Source organism: uncultured Veillonella sp., assembly GCF_900545205.1.
Classification (GTDB): Bacteria; Bacillota; Negativicutes; order Veillonellales; family Veillonellaceae; genus Veillonella.
The window spans coordinates 1-19,764 of the sequence record NZ_UQYC01000035.1 but is presented as its reverse complement, the minus strand read 5'-3'; the positions used below and the strand labels follow the sequence as shown (position 1 = coordinate 19,764).

17 protein-coding genes and 1 pseudogene are annotated in these 19,764 nt (G+C 37.1%); all 18 read right to left on the bottom strand.

Features of this window, described 5'->3' with window-relative positions:
* Positions 1-1,057 (bottom strand): tRNA 2-thiouridine(34) synthase MnmA (gene mnmA, locus QZR70_RS05135; protein ID WP_295793546.1); only part of this gene is annotated, 1,057 nt, incomplete at its 3' end.
* Positions 1,058-1,258: 201 nt separating this feature from the next.
* Positions 1,259-2,497, bottom strand: a complete 1,239-nt coding sequence (locus QZR70_RS05130; RefSeq protein ID WP_295793544.1) for a methionine gamma-lyase family protein — start codon at positions 2,495-2,497, stop codon at positions 1,259-1,261.
* Positions 2,494-3,423: a tRNA (adenosine(37)-N6)-dimethylallyltransferase MiaA gene (gene miaA, locus QZR70_RS05125; RefSeq protein ID WP_295793542.1), complete on the bottom strand. Its 930-nt coding sequence runs from the start codon at positions 3,421-3,423 to the stop codon at positions 2,494-2,496. The genes QZR70_RS05130 and miaA overlap by 4 nt, the downstream gene beginning before the upstream one ends.
* On the bottom strand, positions 3,420-4,232 hold the full coding sequence (locus tag QZR70_RS05120; protein ID WP_295793540.1) for a class I SAM-dependent methyltransferase: 813 nt from the start codon (positions 4,230-4,232) through the stop codon (positions 3,420-3,422). The genes miaA and QZR70_RS05120 overlap by 4 nt, the downstream gene beginning before the upstream one ends.
* Before the next feature lies 1 nt (position 4,233).
* Positions 4,234-6,249 (bottom strand): DNA mismatch repair endonuclease MutL, encoded by a 2,016-nt coding sequence (gene mutL, locus QZR70_RS05115; protein ID WP_295793538.1) that lies wholly within the window; start codon positions 6,247-6,249, stop codon positions 4,234-4,236.
* Entirely contained in the window at positions 6,249-8,882 is a 2,634-nt protein-coding gene (gene mutS, locus QZR70_RS05110) for a DNA mismatch repair protein MutS (RefSeq protein ID WP_295793537.1), read from the bottom strand. The genes mutL and mutS overlap by 1 nt, the downstream gene beginning before the upstream one ends.
* A 2-nt stretch (positions 8,883-8,884) precedes the next feature.
* Complete coding sequence (gene miaB / locus QZR70_RS05105) at positions 8,885-10,201, bottom strand: tRNA (N6-isopentenyl adenosine(37)-C2)-methylthiotransferase MiaB (protein WP_295793534.1); 1,317 nt, start codon at positions 10,199-10,201, stop codon at positions 8,885-8,887.
* A gap of 8 nt (positions 10,202-10,209) precedes the next feature.
* Complete coding sequence (locus QZR70_RS05100) at positions 10,210-11,085, bottom strand: Asp23/Gls24 family envelope stress response protein (protein WP_295793532.1); 876 nt, start codon at positions 11,083-11,085, stop codon at positions 10,210-10,212.
* Between the two features lie 15 nt (positions 11,086-11,100).
* A complete protein-coding gene (locus tag QZR70_RS05095) occupies positions 11,101-11,928 on the bottom strand; it encodes a PHP domain-containing protein (protein ID WP_295793529.1) in 828 nt (275 codons plus the stop codon).
* A 117-nt stretch (positions 11,929-12,045) separates the two neighbouring features.
* The gene (locus QZR70_RS05090; RefSeq protein WP_295793527.1) at positions 12,046-13,764 is read right to left on the bottom strand and encodes a proline--tRNA ligase; all 1,719 of its coding nucleotides are present in this window, start codon (positions 13,762-13,764) and stop codon (positions 12,046-12,048) included.
* Positions 13,758-14,843, bottom strand: coding sequence for a flavodoxin-dependent (E)-4-hydroxy-3-methylbut-2-enyl-diphosphate synthase (ispG, locus tag QZR70_RS05085; RefSeq protein WP_119206407.1), 1,086 nt, complete (start codon positions 14,841-14,843; stop codon positions 13,758-13,760). The genes QZR70_RS05090 and ispG overlap by 7 nt, the downstream gene beginning before the upstream one ends.
* A gap of 18 nt (positions 14,844-14,861) precedes the next feature.
* The gene (rseP, locus tag QZR70_RS05080) at positions 14,862-15,878 is read right to left on the bottom strand and encodes an RIP metalloprotease RseP (protein ID WP_295793525.1); all 1,017 of its coding nucleotides are present in this window, start codon (positions 15,876-15,878) and stop codon (positions 14,862-14,864) included.
* An 8-nt stretch (positions 15,879-15,886) separates the two neighbouring features.
* Entirely contained in the window at positions 15,887-17,032 is a 1,146-nt protein-coding gene (locus QZR70_RS05075; protein WP_295793522.1) for a 1-deoxy-D-xylulose-5-phosphate reductoisomerase, read from the bottom strand.
* 18 nt (positions 17,033-17,050) lie between these two features.
* Positions 17,051-17,875, bottom strand: a complete 825-nt coding sequence (locus tag QZR70_RS05070) for a phosphatidate cytidylyltransferase (RefSeq protein WP_119206410.1) — start codon at positions 17,873-17,875, stop codon at positions 17,051-17,053.
* A 3-nt stretch (positions 17,876-17,878) separates the two neighbouring features.
* Positions 17,879-18,643, bottom strand: coding sequence for an isoprenyl transferase (locus tag QZR70_RS05065; RefSeq protein WP_119206411.1), 765 nt, complete (start codon positions 18,641-18,643; stop codon positions 17,879-17,881).
* Positions 18,624-18,875: a hypothetical protein gene (locus QZR70_RS05060; RefSeq protein ID WP_005386730.1), complete on the bottom strand. Its 252-nt coding sequence runs from the start codon at positions 18,873-18,875 to the stop codon at positions 18,624-18,626. Before QZR70_RS05060 ends, QZR70_RS05065 begins: the two co-directional genes overlap by 20 nt.
* Complete coding sequence (frr, locus tag QZR70_RS05055) at positions 18,875-19,435, bottom strand: ribosome recycling factor (protein ID WP_005386731.1); 561 nt, start codon at positions 19,433-19,435, stop codon at positions 18,875-18,877. Before frr ends, QZR70_RS05060 begins: the two co-directional genes overlap by 1 nt.
* A 5-nt stretch (positions 19,436-19,440) precedes the next feature.
* Positions 19,441-19,764: pseudogene (gene pyrH / locus QZR70_RS05050) on the bottom strand (UMP kinase); the annotation flags it as partial.

Genomic DNA, 19,764 nt, shown 5'->3' with positions numbered 1-19,764 from the left:
ATACGCGATCGATAACAGCACCTCCTAATAATTGAGTGCCATTATAAAAGGCTACGGACTGACCTGGTGTAATAGCCCGTTGTGGTTCTTCGAAGATAACTTCCATCGTATCATCATCTAAGATACGTGCAGTACAAGGTGAAGGGTTCGCAGCGTAGCGGATTTTACCTTCTGCTTTTAATTCTTTATGAATTGTATCATCTAAGAAGTTATAGAACTTACAAATCATACGATTTGTAAAGAGTCGTTCATTAGGACCTACGATAACCTCATTGCGTTCACCATTAAAGCCAATAACATATAATGGGTGCTTGTATGCGATACCAAGACCCTTACGTTGGCCAATAGTGTAGTTAAATAAGCCATTATGCTTACCTAATACTTCACCATCTTCAGTAACGATATTACCAGATTTAGGTTTATCCTTCATTTCTTCTACCACGAGCTTTTGATAGTTCCCGTGAGGTAAGAAACAAATATCTACACTATCTGGTTTTTTAGCTACTGGTAAATCATATTCAGCAGCTAATTTACGTGTTTCAGTCTTACATTGACCACCTAGTGGGAACATAAGATGACTCAAGATACGTTGGTTCATATTATACATAACATAACTTTGATCTTTTGTTGGATCAACGCCTTTATGTAACTCATACAAACCTGTTTCTTCATTATAATTAACCTGTGCATAGTGACCAGTAACCATATGTGTGGCCCCCAGTTCAAGTGCACGATTAAGCATCAAATCAAACTTGATATTTTTGTTACAAAATACACAAGGATTTGGTGTACGACCATAGGCATATTCTTTTACAAAGTAATCTACCACATTATCGTAGAATACATCGCGAGCATCGATAACGTGATGCTCGATACCAAGAAAATCACACATCTTCTTAGCATCTGTTACGGCAAGAGGCACCTCATCATACGGTGTCCCACTCACCCATAGCCATAGGGTAATACCAAATACTTTATAGCCTTGTTTTAGTAGCATTGCAGCAGTTAAAGAACTGTCTACGCCACCACTCATAGCTACAGCGATAACTTTTTCCATACTTTCTCCTTTTAATGATCTCTTGATCATAAAACTAATCAGGGTGAAAGCCTGACGTGTAAAAAACACTAGTTCGGTGTAAAAGTCCGAGTAGTATTGCTATGAAATTATAGCAACTTATATTATAGCCTAGAACTAGGTATATTGAAAAGATTTGAAACAAAAAGAATCCCTTTCTCAGAGAGAAAGAGATTCTAACTGTTATCTATGTTTTAATATTTCTTCTGCAGCACCTAAAATGCCAAGCATGGAATGTTCAAACACAAGACCACCTTGCATAAAAATCGTATACGGTGGACGAACAGGACCATCTGCACTTAATTCAATGGACGAGCCTTGTACAAAGGTACCACCAGCCATGATAATTTTATCTTCATAACCAGGCATATCGCCAGGGATTGGATGTACATGAGCATCTACAGGAGAATAGGCTTGCATACCTACACAGAAGTGCTCCATTTCTTCCCCATTTTTTAGATTGATGGCTTGGATCAAGTCATAGCGATCAGCATTTACCTTAGGGAATACATCATAGCCTAACAATTCACCTACCGCAGCCGTATATACGGCCCCTTTAAGTGCTTGCAATACTACGTGAGGTGCCATAAATAAACCTTGGAAGAACAAGCGATAACCAGGAGCATAGGAGCCCATATGATCGCCAAGTCCTGGAGCAGTAAGTTGATAGGCTGCATCTTCTACAAGGTCTTCTCTACCAACAATATAACCGCCAGTTGGCGCCAAACCACCCCCTGCATTTTTAATGAGAGAGCCCGCCATAATATCGGCACCAGCTTCTAATGGTTCTTGTAACTCTGTAAATTCTCCATAGCAATTATCTACAAAACAAATGGTGTTAGGATTTTTAGCTTTTACAGCATCTACAATGATCTTAATATCGGCAATAGATAATGGTTCACGCGTACTATAGCCGCGAGAACGTTGAATGACTACTACTCGCGTATTATCATTCACAGCGTTAGCAATGGCCTCCACATCATAGGTATTATCTTTTAAAGGCACCTCAGTATAGGTAAACCCTTTTTCTACTAAAGAACCACGTACTTCACGAGCAGCACCAATAACGGATTGCATTGTATCGTAAGGAGCCCCTACTGCATAGATAAATTCTTTACCTTTAGACCCATTTCCCATTAAAGAAATTAATGTAGTTGCTAATGCATGTGTACCAGATACGAAGTGAGGTCGAACGATAGCCTTTTCACCTTTAAATACATAGGCAAATACTTCGTCTAATTTTTCACGCCCTACATCGTTATAACCATAACCAGTTGTACCAGTAAAATGATAATCAGATACTTGGCATTCTTTAAAGGCTTCCAATACCTTTTTAGTATTGGCCAATGCAATAGGTTCAAATTTCTTAAATTCTGGTTCAGCCATTTCAAGGGCTTTACTACGTATTTCTTCTAATGTCATGCTAATCCTTCTCTACGGATTAAATCCATAGCTTTATTAAATATAAAATCTTTAGATGTATCGTTATCAATATGTATCCATTCAATATATGGCATACGTTTATACCAAGTGATTTGGCGCTTTGCAAAATGTCGTGTATTCTTCTTGATTAAATCACGACATTCATCAAGTGTAATACGGCCATTTATATATTCTACAACCTCTTTATAACCAATGCCTTTAAAAGCTTGGCAATCTGGATTTACTCCAGATTTAAGAAGTTGCTCTACTTCTTCAATCAAACCTGCATCAAACATCATATCAACGCGTAAATTAATGCGTTCATATAACTTATCACGATCTCTCATAAGACCTATAACAGGTCCTTTATAAGATACACCATCTTTTGTTTGATTACGTAATGAATCTACATCACCATGATGCAATATCTCAATAGCTCGATATAAACGATGTTTATCGCTATATTGAATTTCTATGTTATGCTCTTTTCCCAATGTGAAAGCATAGTCTCGTAAGCCTTCAATACCTTTGGTATTATATAACTCATCAAGTTCTATTCGCAAACTTTCATCAGGTTTAACATCATTAAAGTTATAGTTCTCCAATAATGATTGAACATACAGTCCTGTGCCACCAGATAAAATAGGAAGAATATTCTGATCTTTTAAACTAGCGATAATCTCTTTCGCTTGGTCTTGAAAAATGGATACCGAATATGAATCATTTGGTTCTAGTATATCAATGAGATGATGTTTTACCCGATTAAGTTCATCCATCGATGGTTTAGCGGTACCAATATTGAGTTGTTTATATACTTGGTAAGCATCACCAGAAATAACCTCAGCATTAAGTTGTTCAGCTAATTCCAAGGTAAGATCAGTTTTGCCTACCGCCGTAGGTCCAACGATGGTAATTAAGGGATTCACAATAACTCCTTCATATATACACCATAGCCTATGCGGCTATACTTTCCCCCCACCCATTGATAAGGTGGATACTTTTGAAAGACCGAACTAAAGGGTCGTTCTTTTATAATAACACCATATCTAGCAACGCGCATAGCTTGCGACATAATTATATCATCAATATGACTTTCTACAGTATGACCACGAAGCGGCTTGAATTGAGGACTTTCCTCTACAGGCACTTCAAACATGGGATCAAAATAAATAATATCAACACTATTATCTGGTAGGCTAGGTAAATAGTTTTCATAGGTCTCATGTCGTACCTGAATACGACGCAACGCATTTGTTACACTATCCTCACTATGAATATAATGAGCCAATCCATAGGAAGTAGCAAGCCATATAGGAAACGAACCCTCTAACCCTTGTATCTCTACATTAGGAAAAGCATAACTAACAATAATGCTATCACTAGCTAGGCCTATAGTAGAGTCGAGAAATGTAAACTGCTGTCCATAAAGTATGCCTTTTTTATCCAGAATAGTTTGAACAGCATTAACTAGATGATCCCCTTCACCACGTTCTATACGTAATATACGTAGTTGTGCCATAGAAAGATGAAAGCTATGTTTTTTATTTTCAGGAAAGTGGATGGTTAATCCAGATCCTGAAAGAACTGCAATATATTCACATTGATGTTCTCTAAATAATGCCGGTATAGATATTTTTCCACGTTTTATATAGGTCATATGCATAGAGGAAGCCAATGCTTTGGCTTCCTCCTGAATGGCCTCATTAGATTTTTGAGATGTAGTTAAAATATTCATATTAGGACCGTAAGAATAATTTCCCTAATTCATCAGGTGTAAACTTAATAATTGTTGGTCGACCATGAGGACATACATAAGGCTTTTCAGTACTAAATAAATCCTCAATTAAGGTAGTCATTTGATACATATTAAGGTTATGACCTGCCTTAATGGCCCCTCTACAAGATGCATAGGCTAGCATTTCATGACGCAACTGAGCCTTAGTAGGTTGTTGGTGGTCATGTAAGTAAGAAAATACATATTGGAGGATTTCAAACGCCTTAGATTCTACTAAATCTACAGGAGCGCCTACAAGTTTTATCTTTGTAGGGCCACCTAATTCGACATCAAATCCAAGATCAAGTAATGTTTCTCGTTCTTCCTCTACCAAATTCATTTCATCATCAGTAGCCTCACTATATTGAGGAACTAGTATAGATTGCATAGGAATTGCTTCAGAGGACTTACAAAGCTTATCATAACGTACACGTTCATGGGCCGCATGTTGATCTATAATATAGAGATCATCACCCTTTTTAGCCAAAATATAACAAGACGCAACTTGTCCCATCGGTAAGAACCCTGAATTTTGAATCGTACGTTCTTCCGTATTGTCTTCCCGAATATCTTGAGCTAAGGACTTAAATCTCTCAACATCCTCTTTCGTATAACTAGTATATTCAGTAGGGACAGCATCAAAACTTTCATCTGTAAAGGATGACTGTTCATACGTTGCCTTAGGCGCAGGTGGTGTGTACCCTTTAGTTTTAAGGTTCTCTACAAACTGCGTAGTTTCACTACGCATGACTTCGTACCCTTTTGTACGTCGTCCACCAAAGACCTTATCAAAATCTACCGCTGTTGCTATATGTTCAGCAGACTGCATTTCATCTTGTACCACAGAAGGTGTTCGATACGAATCATACGTACTATTGCCAGCGGAAGATGAATTACTATTACTATCCCTATTGTTACTATTGAAGTCGGTTCCATTAGTGACTGTACCATTTATATAAGAAGATGATTCTCGTTCATAACGCTCATGAAGGGGATTATTTAAGGCATTCAAAATACCATGATAAACGGCTTTAAATATAATCTTATCATCAGAGAATTTTACTTCACTCTTACGAGGATGCACATTAATATCAACCATCTCAGCAGGAACAGTAATATTTAGAACTACTAAAGGATGACCATTTTTCGGCAATAATGCGTGATATGCATTATCTATAGCCTTCATTATGGTTTTATCAGAAATAACGCGGTTATTAACGATAATAGTCTGCCAAATTCTCGTACTTTTTAGAAGTGTAGGTTTACTTACCACACCATCGATATAGATAGAGTCACTTTCATAAGCAACAGTAAATATATCATCCTTAGTTTTATAGCCATATAGGGCAGCTACAGTATCACCAATATTACCATTTCCAGGCGTAATAATAGCCACTCGATCATCGATGATGAGCTTAAAGGAAATGTGTGGATTACTAAGGGCTAATTTCCCCACAATATCTTGAATCTTAGACGATTCTGTACGTTCTGTTTTCAAGAATTTACGACGAGCCGGCGTATTATAGAACAGATCTCTAATTTCAATTGTCGTACCAGGTGCAGCACCGTAAGGAATACAATCGGTAAAAGTACCACCGTCTACGGTAATACGAGTCCCTAAATCAGAATCTGCTTTGCGTGTAGTCAAGGAAAAATGAGATACAGAGGCAATACTAGCTAATGCTTCACCACGGAAGCCGAGGGATGCAATATCAAATAAATCCTCTACATGTTGAATTTTAGATGTTGCATGTCGTAGGATTGCTAACCGCGCATCCTCTTCAGTCATACCAATGCCATTATCGGTAATGCGCATATACGCCACACCACCATCTCCAATTTCTACCTCTATATTAGTAGCAGAAGCATCGATAGAGTTTTCAATGAGCTCTTTAATGACTGATGCAGGGCGCTCAACGACTTCACCAGCAGCTATCTTATTGATTGTGGTTTCATCCAATACATGAATGGTAGCCATTATTTCCCGCCTCCTTTACGAGCCTCCTCTTGTAGTTCATATAATTTATTTAATGCTTCAATAGGTGTCATGCTCATTACATCCACTTCCAGTAAGCTATCAACTACTGAATGAGTAAATAAGTTACCTAGTGGAGAATCACTCACTTGTTTAGTGGTTGGTTTAACCACATTAGTAGGTTGACCGCCAATCACACGATTATTTAAATCACTAGCATCATGACTTTGATCTTCCAAGGATTCCAAAATTACTTCTGCTCGTTTTAATACAGAATTCGGTAAGCCTGCCAATCTAGCTACATGAATACCATAGCTACGGTCTGCACCACCTCTAATAATACGGCGCAAGAAGGCCACATCCTTACCTTTTTCTTTTACTGCTACAGTATAATTTTTTAATTTACTATAGCTTTCTTCTAAACAGATTAACTCATGGTAATGTGTAGCAAATAATGTTTTGCCATGAATATGCTTGCAAATATGCTCTACTACAGCTTGGGCGATACTCAATCCATCAAAGGTACTCGTACCACGACCAATTTCGTCGAGAATAATCAAGCTATTGTGTGTGGCATTTTCTAATATATATGCTACCTCTTTCATTTCTACCATGAACGTACTTTGACCAGTAGAAATATCATCACTAGCACCTACACGTGTAAAGATACGATCTACTGGAGAAATAGATGCTTCACGGGCAGGAATAAAGGAACCAATTTGAGCCATAATCATCAAAATAGCAGCTTGACGCATATATGTTGATTTACCAGCCATATTAGGGCCTGTAATGAGCAAGAATTCCTCATCATCATGATTTAGAACTATATCATTTGGTACAAACACTTCACGCTTTAAGAACTTTTCAATGACAGGATGACGACCATCACGAATATTGATTTGACCATTCATTACGATGGTAGGGCAAATATAATTTTCTTCATAGCCTACTAAAGCTAATGAGCACAATACATCGAGATCCGCAAGGGCACGAGCCGTTTCTTGTACCTCTTTAATGACGAGTTTAATATCATTTCGTAGCTGTTGATATAACTCATGCTCTAAGGCGATGATTTTATCCTTAGCACTGAGAATCTTAATTTCAAATTCTTTTAATTCAGGTGTAATATAACGCTCTGCATTAGCTAGCGTTTGTTTACGAATGAAATAATCCGGCACTTGTTCAGATTTACTATGAGATACTTCGAAATAATAACCAAACACTTTATTATAGCCAGTTTTTATTTTAGATAAACCTGTAGCCTCTTTAATGTCGGCTTCCATCTTAGCTAGCCACTGCTCGCTATTAGTAGCTAAAGACCGTAATTCATCTAAATCCGAATTAAAACCATCTTTGATAACGCGGCCTTCTTTTAATGTCAATGCTGGTTGATCTGCAATAGAACGACATAACAGATCATATATATCTTTATGGTCTTGAATGCGGTCATTAATAGCGGTTAAGGCCAAGCTTGAACATGTGCCTAATACATTTTTAATATCTGGCAATACTGCTAGGGATTCACGAAGAGCCGTTAAATCTCTAGGTGACACAGAGCCAGTTTCTACACGACCTACGATACGTTCAAAGTCATAAATACAATCCAGTAAGCTACGGATATGAGACCGCTCTGCTCCACGTGTAATAAGTTCTGCTACGGCAGCTTGTCTACGTTGAATTTGATTTACATCAGTCAAAGGACTTTCAAGCCATTGCTTTAATAGACGCGCCCCCATTGGTGTCAACGTACGATCTAGTACATCGAGTAATGTACCTTTTTGACCACCATCACGTAGATTATGGGTAATTTCTAAATGGCGTAAAGAAGATGTATCTAAAATAAGACGATTACCTACACTCAATTGATGTACATAGTTAATATGGGAAATTTCAGACTTAATAATATCCTCTAAATATAAAAGCATATACCCTAATGCTTCCCATACATCCTCTTCCATAAGACCTAAATCACCAAAGTGAGTAACTGCTTTTTCCGCTACCTCTCGTTGTGTATGATATGTACTAAATGGAGATAATACAATATTGCTGAATTGATTATCCATAAAGTCTTTTATATCTTGCGGTAATACAGTTCCTTCAGGCAATATGATTTCACTTGGACGATACATACTGAGCGCATCAAACATATCACTGCGTTTTTCACTGTTTGTAATGCGGTGCCAAATGACCTCCCCTGTAGAAACATCTGAAAATACTAATATCCATGCGTCTTTTACCATATAAAACAATGATAGAAAGTTGTTGGACCTTGCATCATTACCATTTTCGGTCATTACCGTCCCTGGTGTAATAACCTTTACAACATCGCGTTTAACGATGCCCTTAACAGCTTTAGGATCTTCTAATTGCTCACAAATAGCAACCTTGTAGCCCTTTTTAACAAGCGTTTCAATATAACTTTCAGCAGCATGAAAAGGAACGCCACACATCGGTGTGCGTTCCTCATCTCCTGTAGGGCGTCCTGTTAAGGTAATATTTAGTTCACGAGATGCAACTAGAGCATCATCATTAAATAATTCATAAAAGTCACCTAAACGAAAGAACAGTAATTCATCTGGATATCTAGATTTTATATCTAAATACTGCTCCATCATAGGTGTTTGCTTTTTTGCCATACTTACCCCTTTTGTATTGTACCGTAGCAAACCCAAGTTTGTGCTTTATCAATATAGGCTGGTACTGTTTCACCAATTGATAAGGAATCGTCTTTCGGGAATAATACCATTTTATTGCCCGATGTCCGACCAAACCACATATCTTCATCGCGAGGACTTGGCCCCTCAACAATAATATCGAACACTTGTCCTTCCATAGGTTTATTTAACTCATAAGAGATTTCGTTTTGCACATCCATCAATGTTTGCAAACGTACACGCTTAACCTCTTCAGGAATTTGATCATCCATAGTCGCTGCTGGCGTACCAGAACGTTTGGAATAGATGAAAGTATACGCCATATCATAACGTACGTCTTTCAATAATTGTAATGTAGCTTGGAAATCTTCCTCTGTTTCCCCAGGAAAACCGACAATAATATCTGTAGTAACAACTACATCTTTAATTTTCTCACGACAGTAAGAAAGTAGTTCTTTATAATGCTCCACTGTATAATGTCGGTTCATTTTCTTCAAGATACGGTCCGAACCAGATTGAATCGGTAAATGTAAATGAGTAACAATATTAGAAGATCGACCAAGGGCATCTATCATAGATTTAGTCATATCTTGAGGATGACTCGTCATATAACGAATACGTTCTATTCCAGGAATGCCATCTAAAGCATCTATGAGTGTCCCAAAATCGATACCATCTTTAAAATCTAAGCCATAAGAGTTTACATTTTGCCCCAATAAAGTGATCTCTTTAAACCCTTTTGCTCCTAGTTCAGTTACCTCTTTTACGATGGCATCTACAGGACGACTAATTTCTCTGCCACGAACGTGAGGAACAATGCAGTACGTACAGAACTTATTGCATCCATTCATAATAGGTACCCATGCATAAAAGGTACCATTAGGTTTTGCTTCCAATTCAGGTAACACGGAATTATCCATGTCTACATTGATTTGATGTGTATGACCGCGTTGAACCTCTTCAATCATTTCATTAATATGTTGAATATTATGAGTACCTAATACAATATCAATATGTGGAGCCCGTTTAAACATTTCCGCTTGATTCTTCTGAGCCATACAACCTGTAACAGCAAGAATCAAGTTTTTGTTTTTACGCTTTAGTCTCATTAGCTCACCTATGCGGCCATAGACCTTTGTTTCTGCATTCTCACGAACTGCACAAGTATTTAATAAAATTAAATCTGCAGTTTCTACGTCCTCTGTAGGTGTATAGCCTACAGATTCTAACTGATGCGATAAGCGCTCAGAATCAGCAGTATTCATTTGACAACCATAGGTGTAAATATAATAAGACTTCATTCTAACTCCTATACTTTAACAATCTTACGTTTTGTTTCTATAATATTCTTAACTTTTATAGACATACGTTCAATAGACATGCCTGTAATATACTCAATTTCATTTCGAACAGACTTTTGTACCTGTTGCATCAATGCTTTAACAGGATAACCATGTTCAATTACTACAGCCATATCAACAACTAAACCATTTTGGCCTTTGTCACTTTTTTTGAAAGAAATGACACTTGATTCATCAACACCGACAACTTTTTTTAAGCCATTGCGAATCAATTTAATAATGACATCATCATCAAAGGTAAGTCGTCCATAATAACTGAAAGCAGGACGAACCACAGAACGTTCAAAACCTTCTGAACCAATTTGCCCCAATGTATCTTGATCTTGTTTTTTCAATGTACGTCGACGCCACATGGTTTTAATTGGATCAATCAAATACCCTCTAAAGTGAGGTTTCAATTCCATTGTTGGAACTGGAATAATATGTTTACCTTCTTTAAGACGAGCATGTTGTGCTTTTTCAATTTCTTTAGGTGTAGCTACATCTTCAATGCGAATATATCGATCTGGTTCTTGAAGCCCCAATGCCTTAGTAATTTTTTTGACCATATTATCGGATGTGCCGATAATCATCAATCTATTAGGATTAATTTTATCTAATTGTTCACGCACTGATTTTACTTGTACTTCATCTTGGAAAATAGCACGACGAACAGCTTTTAATCGGCTAGATTCCTTCTTTGCAGAAAAGCCAGCTACAATCTTATTATCATGAATTAAAATGCCATCATCAATGATACATTCAATATTATTTTCATGAGCAACTACGAGCGCACGATGGCTTTTACCAGTGCCACTACTACCTACAAATGCAACGACTTCCATAGTCAACCTCATTATTTATAATAAACTAATAAATTCTGATACATTCTCAGCGGATACCAAGTAATCGCCAAATTGATCTGGTGCTTTTCCTGGAATACCATGATAATCAGAACCACCTGTAATAAACAAGTTATGTTCTTTAGCTAATGCTTTATATCGTTTCACATCATCATCGTTATGTTTAGTATGGTAAACCTCCATACCATCAAAATCATAGGCTAACATTTCTACTACATATTCATCACTAGTTACTAGTTTAGGATGAGCCATAACGGCAAGGCCACCAGCTTTATGAATAATATCAATAATATGCGGAACCGCAACCTTTACCTTAGGTACATAGCATGGACTATCTTTTCGAAGAATACCTTTGAATACCTCATTAATATCCTTAGCATAACCACCATCAATTAATAACTGTCCAATATGTGGACGCCCGTAAGCTTGCGTCTTAGGGAATTTTTTAAGTAGGTCATCTTTTGATATAACATATCCAGCATTATTACAACGTTTGATAATCTCATCAATCCGTTCTTCTCGTTTTGCTTTAAAATATTGAATAAAGTCTTTTAATTCTTGATTTGTTTCATCAAAACGATATCCCAGAATATGAATAGATTTATCTTTATAGTCAGCACTAAATTCACAACCATTAATAATTTTAATAGTTTTATCCGGATCTAATTGCTTTTGAGCGGCACGCAATGCTTTTATGCCATCAATTTCATCATGATCAGTTAACGACATCATAGATAGTTTACATTCTAAAGCATGACGTAATAATTCTTCTGGACTTTTAACACCATCAGAATAGATAGAATGCATGTGAAAATCAACAAGCATAGAGCACCTCCCATTACAATTATCCTATCTTTTAATTATGACTGATTTAGCTAATTTATTCAAGATGAGATAGAAAAATTGCGATCCTAATGAGTATTCACTAGAATCGCAATTTAATTATAAATCTTGAAGTAATTCAGTAACCTTAGTCGCTACAGAATCGATTGCACATGTAATCGCTTCACCAGACTTACGGATTTGAATTTCTACTTCATTATTTTCAAGTGTATTTTTACTTACTGTAATACGAAGTGGATAGCCAATTAAATCAGCATCTTTGAATTTTACACCAGCTCGATCCTTACGATCATCAAGTAACACATCTACACCTGCATCTTGTAATGCAGTATAAATTGTTTGACTTGTAGACATCAAAGCTTCGTCTTTTGCATTAATAGGAACGATAACGGCTTCAAATGGAGCAATAGAACGTGGCCAAATAATACCATTTTCATCGTGATACTGCTCAATAGTAGCAGCTAATGTACGAGATACACCAATACCATAACAACCCATAATCATTGGATTAGGACGACCATTTTGATCTAAGAATGTAGCTTGTAATGCCTCTGAGTATTTTGTACCCAATTTAAATACTTGGCCTACTTCAATACCTTTAGCGTGTTCTAGAGCACCACCGCAAGTTGGGCAAACATCGTCAGCTGTAATCAAACGAATAGGTGCGACAATAATATCTTCTACATTAAAGTCACGTTTTGGATTGATGTTAATATAGTGTGCATCTTTCTTATTGGCACCACCACAAACATTGTATGTTTCCATAACAGATTCATCTACTACTATGGCAAACTCTTCTGTTTGTTTTAACCCAACTGGACTTATAAAGCCAGCTGTTAAACCTACTTTTTCCAATTCTTCTGGCGTAGCCATTTCTGGCTCTACAGAACCAAGTACAGCATGTTGTACAGCTACTTCATTTACTTCATGGTCACCACGAACAATGGCTAATACAACTTTACCATCAATGGAAAATACTACGGCTTTAATAGTTTTATGTAGTGGTAAGTTTAACATTTCCGCAACAGCTTCAATAGTACTTGCATTAGGAGTATCCACAATAGATAACTCTTGAAGTGCTTCTTCTTCCTGTTTCATAATACCAGGTTTACCAATCTCAATATTGGCAGCATAGTCACATTTTGTACAGTACACAATATCTGCTTCACCTGCTTCAGCAATAGCCATGAACTCATGTGTACCACTACCACCGATGGCACCGCTATCAGCCTCTACCGGACGGAATGTAAGGCCACAACGCGTAAAAATACGTGTATATGCATCATACATAGATTTATAGGATTCATCTAAACCAGCTTCATCCATATCAAAAGAGTATGCATCTTTCATAATGAATTCGCGACTACGCATTAAACCATAACGTGGACGACGTTCATCACGGAATTTACTTTGGATTTGATATAAATTTACTGGTAATTGACGATATGAATTGATCTCATTTTTAACAAGTGTAGTAATCATCTCTTCATGAGTTGGTCCTAAGCAGAATTCATTATCATGACGATCATTAATACGCATCATTTCAGCGCCATATGCATTCCAACGGCCAGATTCTTTCCAAATTTCAGCAGGTTGTAAGATAGGCATCATGATTTCTTGAGCACTAGCACGATCCATTTCTTCACGTACAATAGCTTCGATTTTTTTGATACTTCTCCAACCTAATGGTAAAAAGCTATATAAACCATTTGCAGTTTTACGCATAAAACCAGCGCGAAGCATAAGCTGTTGGCTAACTACATCAGCGTCAGATGGAACCTCACGCAATGTAGGTGCATATAATTTAGTGGCTAACATAAAGACTCCTCATCTAAGTTTTCTAAATATTGATCAATTTCTCTAAATAATGTATCTACTAATTCAGCTTCTGGCACAGTCTTGATAACTTCCCCTTTACGGAAGACAATACCTTGTCCATTACCACCAGCAATGCCGAAATCAGCCTCACGAGCCTCACCAGGCCCATTTACGACACAACCCATAACAGCAACTTTAATAGGTGCTTTAATGGATGCTAAACGCTCCTCTACAATCCCTGCCATATCAAATAAGTTCACTTGGCATCGACCACATGTAGGACAAGAAATCATTGTAGCTCCAAAGTTTCGTAATCCTAAATTACTCAAAATACTTCGACCTACTTCAATTTCATGTATGGGATCACCTGTTAAGGATACACGTAAAGTATCACCGATACCGTCTAATAATAAAGCACCAATGCCCATAGCAGACTTAATAGTACCTTGTTTTATCGTACCAGCTTCAGTAACACCTAAATGCAATGGATATGGAATCTTATCAGATAACTTTCGATAAGCTTCTACCATTAAAGGGACTTCCGTTGCTTTAATAGATAATTTCATTTGACGGTAGTCGAGCTTCTCAAGAATTCGCACATGTTCTAATGCAGTTTCCACCATGCCATCAGCAGTAGGATGACCTCCATGTGCATCGAGGATATGCTTTGGTAAAGACCCTGCATTAACGCCAATACGAATCGGGATTTGTTTAGGTTTAGCTTTTTCTATAACAGCTAATACCTTATCCTCACCGCCGATGTTTCCTGGGTTAATACGCAATCCATCAACATTATTCTCGATAGCTTCTAACGCTAATTTATAGTCGAAATGAATATCAGCAATTAAAGGAATATCAATACCAGCACGAACTGCTTTTAAAGCTTTAGCAGAAGCCATAGTAGGAACTGCAACACGTACTAGTTCACAACCAGCCTCAGCTAAACGATTTATTTCAGCTATAGCCTTTTCCGTATGAACCGGATCTGTAGTAATCATAGATTGAATGCTTACCGGTGCATAATCACCAATTTTAACTGTACCTACATAGATACCATTTGTTGGTTTACGTACAATCATTGTAATCTCCCATCTATCTTATAGTAATCGGAATATATCCTGAGTTGTTACATATAAGAATAATGCTACCATTAAAGCAACACCAACCATTTGAATATACATTAGTGCCTTAGCAGGTAATTTACGACCTGTAATAGCTTCAGCCAAAATAATAATTAAATGACCACCATCTAATACAGGTAATGGTAAAAGATTTATAACCCCTAAGTTAATACTTAAGAATGCGGCGAAGCTCAAAAGTGGTGCAAAGCCAGATTGTGCAATAGTACCAGCCATTTGTGAAATACCTACTGGACCCGATAATTCTGCAGCTTGTGTACCGCGAATCATATCATATAAGCCACTTAGCATAGCAACAATTGTTTGACCAGTACGAGTAACAGCTAAACGCAAAGACTCGCCTATGCTATAACTTTCTCGTGTAAAACTAGGATAAATACCAATTTTAGGACTATCTTGTTCCATTTTGGGAATCACTGTAGTTTCTACAGTTTCTCCATCTCGATCTACCACAACGGTAACACCGTGATTGGCAGTACCTTGTAAGCTAGGACGAATTTCATCCCACGTAGAAATCTTTTTACCATCAATAGTAAGAATTCTATCATTTGATTGTAAATGAGCTTGTTCAGCGGCACTACCAGGGATGATATTACCAATAACAGGATCATTTGTATAAGTAAGATTACCTACTGTTGCATTAAGGCCAAAGAATAAAACAATGGCCAATAAAAAATTGAATACTGCCCCTGCAGAAATAACAATAAATTTCTTCCATGCAGGTTTAGTATAAAATGACCGTTCATTTAACGGCTCGTCAGGACTCATGCCAGCAATACGATTAAAGCCACCAAGAGGAATGATACGAATAGAATATAAGGTTTCCCCTTTTTGAACTTTAAATATGGCCGGTCCAAAACCTATGGCGAATTCGTCTACTTGCATACCCGACATTTTTGCTGTAATAAAATGGCCTAACTCATGAATAAACACGATTAAACCAAATACAAATATTGTGGCTAATGCCGTTATCATATATACTCCTATACCATCAATGATGTAGCCTTTTCACGAGCCCATTTATCGATAGCTAATAAATTGTCTAACGTAAAGTCATCTTCAGGTCCCATAGATTCTAGAACTGATGTAACGACTTTGTAAATATCACCAAAGGCGATTTTATCATCTAAAAATGCATAAACTGCTGTTTCGTTTGCAGCATTAAATACGGCTGGTTTAAAGCCACTTGCTCGTCCTACCTCATATGCAAGACGAAGAGCAGGAAAATCATCATATCGTGGTGGTAAAAACTCTAATTGTAAGGCTTTAGTAAAATCAAGATGATTCATACTTAAAACTTCACGTTTTGGATATGTCAAAGCATATTGAATAGGCTCGCGCATATCTGGATTCCCCATTTGAGCTAATATAGCCCCATCTTTCATGCGTATCATGGAATGAACGATACTTTGAGGATGTACCACAACATCAATATGATCAAAATCAAAGCCAAATAGCCAATGAGCTTCGATTACCTCTAAGCCCTTATTAAATAGAGATGCAGAGTCGATAGTAATCTTATTGCCCATGTTCCAAGTTGGATGTCGCAAGCAATCTGCAGCAGTGGCAGTTTTAATTTTCTCAGAATCCCAAGTGCGTAAAGGGCCACCGGAAGCTGTAACGATTAAGGAATCAACATTATCGCGATTTTGTCCTTCTAAGCATTGGAAAATAGCACTGTGTTCACTATCAATAGGTAAAATTTGTACGCCATACTCTTTTGCTAAGGATGTAATCAATGGGCCACCGGCTACTAATGTTTCTTTATTAGCAAGACCAATGGTCTTACCTTTTTTGATAGCCTCCACAGTAGGTTCAATACCAGCAGCACCTACAATAGCTGTTACAACCATAGTAGCTTCTTGAATTGTTGCTGCCGCAATGAGCGCTTCCTTGCCACCTACAAGTTTTGTAGAACCTGTATAGCGGCCTTGTAGCTCTTTAAAAGCATTTTCATCAACTAGTCCGGCTACTAATGGCTGATATTCTTTAATTTGTTGTTCTAAGAGGTCAATATTATGATGTGCCACTAATGCAACCACCTTTAATTGATCTGGATGTTGAGACACTACATCTAGTGTCTGTGTACCGATTGAGCCAGTACTGCCAATAATACTTAGGTATTTCATAAGCTTACCTCTATTAGATTAGTACGAAAAGAGTAATATATATATCAATGTAATAGGAGCCGCAAATAATAAGCTATCAAAACGATCCAATACACCACCATGACCTGGTAGTAAAGTACCAGAATCTTTCACATTACATAATCGTTTAATCTTTGATTCAAATAAATCACCTAATGGTGCAAGTATACCGCTAATCATACCAACATGAATGCCCATCCACCATGGAATGCCTACGATATACGAAAATACAGCGCCTGTAATAATACAGCCGATAAAGCCACCAATAAAACCTTCTAGTGTTTTATTGGGACTAATGGATGGAACAATTTTACGTTTACCGAAGGCACGACCAGCAAAATAAGCAAAAGTATCACTAGCCCACGTTGTAAACAACACTAACCAAAGAGTAATTGTTCCCCAATTATATAATTCAAATGGCATTGATAGAGACATGTATATAGAGTCATGACGAATCATGAGCAAAGAAATCATGCCAATACCAACATATAATAAGCCAAATACACTAAATGAAACACTAGCTAAAGAGTATTTGTTTTCACCAAATGTACATAACATATAATTGGCTGATAAACTCAATACTAATATAGCTATTGCTAGAATATACTGATGACATGCAAAGGCAATCATCAATAATAAAATACTAATATAGCCCCATAAAATGGACATACGCACATGTTTAGCTTTACCTAGTAAAACAAACTCACGCCAACCCAATAGAGCTAATAATGTAATAAGAATATCATATACAGGTCCGCCTAATGTAATGGCCCCTAAGGCAATAATAAAACCTATAACAGCGGTTATAACACGTGTTTTTAACATTTTTTATTCCTCATCACGTAAGCCACCAAACCGGCGTTCTCGTTTTTGATATGCTGCAACAGCCTCTAATAATGTTTCCTTAGTGAAATCTGGCCAATGTAAATCAGTAAACCAGAATTCAGCGTAAGCTAGCTGCCACAATAAAAAGTTACTAATTCTAAAATCACTACTTGGACGAATTAACAAGTCTACATCGCTAAACTCTTTAGTGAAAAGTTGGGAACTAACATAGTCTTCTGTAATCTCGTCTGTAGTAATAGTTCCATCCACAACAGAATTTGTAATATCGCGGATAGTTCTTACTATTTCATCACGCCCCCCATAGTTTATTGCTAACTGTAAGGTAAGGCCTGTATTATTCTGAGTTAATAATTCGGCATCGCGAATAATCTTTTGAAGCTCATCTGAAAGAGCACCGATATATCCAATAAAGCGAATACGCACATTATGTTCATGCATATACTTAACATTATTATTTAAGTATTCTTTTATGAGAGCCATAAGTAAAGAAACTTCCTGTTCAGGACGCTTCCAGTTCTCTGTGGAGAAGCCATATACCGTAAGAGCTCTAATTCCAATCTCATCTGCAGCAATAACAATCTGCTTTAATACGTCGGCCCCTGCGCGGTGTCCCATTGATCGTGGCATGCCTCTTCGTTTTGCCCAACGACCATTGCCATCCATAATAATAGCAACATGTTTTGGTATCACATTACTATCAATAACAGGCGTATCAGATGGTTTACGGTTAAATAATTTCTTTAGCATAGTCTACCTCGATAGAATTTCCGAAGTCGCTGGCAATCATTGGTCTATACACTAGTATATGTAAACACTCATCAACCTTGGTAATACGTGCTACATAAAATCCTTTATCAGCAATATCAAAAAAGCGATTAAAGGATCCCCCAATCATTACCTTAAAAGGAATATGGGCAGCCTGCAAACGAGACTTTGCAAGCTGCCATGGCATTCCAATAAGGCTATTAGAATCTAACATTATACTTCTAATACATCCTTTTCTTTTACTGCTTTTAACTCATCAATCTGCTTAATTTTAGCGTCTGTAAGTTTTTGAATTTGATCTAAACCGTCTTTAGCATCATCTTCAGTAATTGTTTTAGCTTTCTCTTCTTTTTTCAATGCATCATTTACATCACGACGAATATTTCGTACTGCAACTTTAGCATCTTCAGCTTTTTTATGAACAACTTTAACGATTTCTTTACGACGTTCCTCAGTCAATTGAGGAATAGTCAATCGGATTTGAGCACCATCATTACCTGGATTTAAACCAAGATCAGATTGTAAGATAGCTTTTTCAATAGCACCAATCATAGTTTTATCCCAAGGTGCAATAACAATCATACGAGGCTCAGGCACGGAGATATTTGCAACTTGGTTAATTGGAGATGGGCTACCATAATAGTCAACCATTACTTTGTCAAGCAATGCTACACTAGCACGGCCTGTACGAATAGATGCAAATTCATGTTTTAAAGCCTCAATAGACTTATTCATGCGTTCTTCTGCTTGCTGTAACAATTCTTTAATTTCCATTTGAATTATTCTCCTCGAACAATAGTCCCGATTTCTTCGCCTTTAGCGGCTTTTGTAATATTACCAGGAATATCCATGCTAAACACAATAATAGGGATATTATTATCTTTACATAAAGTTGTGGATGTTGCATCCATAACCTTTAATTCTTTTGTGATGATATCATTATATGTTAATTCATCAAATTTAACGGCATTAGGATTCGTTTTAGGATCAGAATCATATACACCGTCAGCAAACTTCTTCGCCATCAAAATTGCATCTGCTTCAATTTCAGCAGCGCGCAATGCAGCTGTTGTGTCTGTAGAGAAGTATGGTTTACCAAGACC

What these genes read in the sequence shown, in the direction of transcription:
- QZR70_RS05130 (WP_295793544.1), bottom strand. Translation starts at nt 2,497, where the DNA reads ATGACATTAGAAGAAATACGTAGTAAAGCCCTTGAAATGGCTGAACCA.
- QZR70_RS05060 (WP_005386730.1), bottom strand. Translation starts at nt 18,875, where the DNA reads ATGTTAGATTCTAATAGCCTTATTGGAATGCCATGGCAGCTTGCAAAG.
- mutS (WP_295793537.1), bottom strand. Translation starts at nt 8,882, where the DNA reads ATGGCAAAAAAGCAAACACCTATGATGGAGCAGTATTTAGATATAAAA.
- rseP (WP_295793525.1), bottom strand. Translation starts at nt 15,878, where the DNA reads ATGATAACGGCATTAGCCACAATATTTGTATTTGGTTTAATCGTGTTT.
- QZR70_RS05090 (WP_295793527.1), bottom strand. Translation starts at nt 13,764, where the DNA reads ATGTTAGCCACTAAATTATATGCACCTACATTGCGTGAGGTTCCATCT.
- QZR70_RS05075 (WP_295793522.1), bottom strand. Translation starts at nt 17,032, where the DNA reads ATGAAATACCTAAGTATTATTGGCAGTACTGGCTCAATCGGTACACAG.
- QZR70_RS05095 (WP_295793529.1), bottom strand. Translation starts at nt 11,928, where the DNA reads ATGCTTGTTGATTTTCACATGCATTCTATCTATTCTGATGGTGTTAAA.
- QZR70_RS05100 (WP_295793532.1), bottom strand. Translation starts at nt 11,085, where the DNA reads ATGGAAGTCGTTGCATTTGTAGGTAGTAGTGGCACTGGTAAAAGCCAT.
- QZR70_RS05070 (WP_119206410.1), bottom strand. Translation starts at nt 17,875, where the DNA reads ATGTTAAAAACACGTGTTATAACCGCTGTTATAGGTTTTATTATTGCC.
- ispG (WP_119206407.1), bottom strand. Translation starts at nt 14,843, where the DNA reads ATGATTGTACGTAAACCAACAAATGGTATCTATGTAGGTACAGTTAAA.
- QZR70_RS05065 (WP_119206411.1), bottom strand. Translation starts at nt 18,643, where the DNA reads ATGCTAAAGAAATTATTTAACCGTAAACCATCTGATACGCCTGTTATT.
- QZR70_RS05120 (WP_295793540.1), bottom strand. Translation starts at nt 4,232, where the DNA reads ATGAATATTTTAACTACATCTCAAAAATCTAATGAGGCCATTCAGGAG.
- mutL (WP_295793538.1), bottom strand. Translation starts at nt 6,249, where the DNA reads ATGGCTACCATTCATGTATTGGATGAAACCACAATCAATAAGATAGCT.
- frr (WP_005386731.1), bottom strand. Translation starts at nt 19,435, where the DNA reads ATGGAAATTAAAGAATTGTTACAGCAAGCAGAAGAACGCATGAATAAG.
- miaB (WP_295793534.1), bottom strand. Translation starts at nt 10,201, where the DNA reads ATGAAGTCTTATTATATTTACACCTATGGTTGTCAAATGAATACTGCT.